Source organism: Cupriavidus basilensis OR16, assembly GCF_000243095.1.
Classification (GTDB): Bacteria; Pseudomonadota; Gammaproteobacteria; order Burkholderiales; family Burkholderiaceae; genus Cupriavidus; species Cupriavidus basilensis_D.
This window is the reverse complement of the sequence record NZ_AHJE01000206.1, coordinates 1-739: the sequence shown is the minus strand read 5'-3', so window position 1 is coordinate 739 and position 739 is coordinate 1. Positions and strand designations below refer to the sequence as shown.

Here is a 739-nt window from a genome sequence, read left to right as displayed (position 1 = left end):
AGACTTTGATGATCCCGNGAATGCCGTAGACCATGGTGTAGCCGAGTGCGATCAGCGCATAGATGCTGCCGAGCACCAGACCGTTCACGATCTGCTGGATAAAGATATCCATGAAAACTCCTTGCTTCCGTCCAAATTCCCTCGGCATGGTGTAGATGTCGGGGGGACGTTGATATGTGGGTGGTTTGGTAGTGTGGTTGTTTGCTGGTAAGCGGCCTGCCTACTCCACCCATGGTAAGGATGCTGCACGTATGGCAAGGCTAAAAAAACGGCACCGCAACATACTCGCGGTGCCGTTCGGATGGGCCGGTAAGCCCGGATTACATCTTCACGACGTCAAGGACGGTCTTCTTCTTGTCCTTGTACTCGTACAACGTGATGGTGCCTTCCTTCATGTCGCCCTTTTCATCGAAGGCGATGTTGCCGATCAGGCCCTTGTAGTTGGTCTTGGGCATTTCGGCCAGGATGGCGGCCGGCTCGGTCGAGTTGGCGCGCTTCATGGCGTCAACGATGACCATGACGGCGTCATAGGTGAACGGTGCGTAGATCTGCACCGGCGCGTTGAAGCGAGCCTGGTAGCGCTTGTCGAAGTCCGCGCCCTGCTCCATCTTGGACAGCGCCAGACCGGCTTCCGAGCAGATGATGTTGGACACGGCATCGCCGGCCAGCTCAGCCACCTTGTCGGTACAAACGCCATCGCCGCCAACGATCTTGGAGCTGATGCCGAGTTCCTTGGCCT

General features: G+C 57.0%; 1 protein-coding gene and 1 pseudogene. Both read right to left on the bottom strand.

Translation table 11 applies throughout. From position 1 onward, the window contains the following. A pseudogene (locus tag OR16_RS43275) lies at positions 1 to 112 on the bottom strand (branched-chain amino acid ABC transporter permease); the annotation flags it as partial. Between the two features lie 208 nt (positions 113 to 320). Then, positions 321 to 739: ABC transporter substrate-binding protein (locus OR16_RS37965; protein ID WP_006164616.1), on the bottom strand; the 419-nt coding region annotated here is incomplete at its 5' end.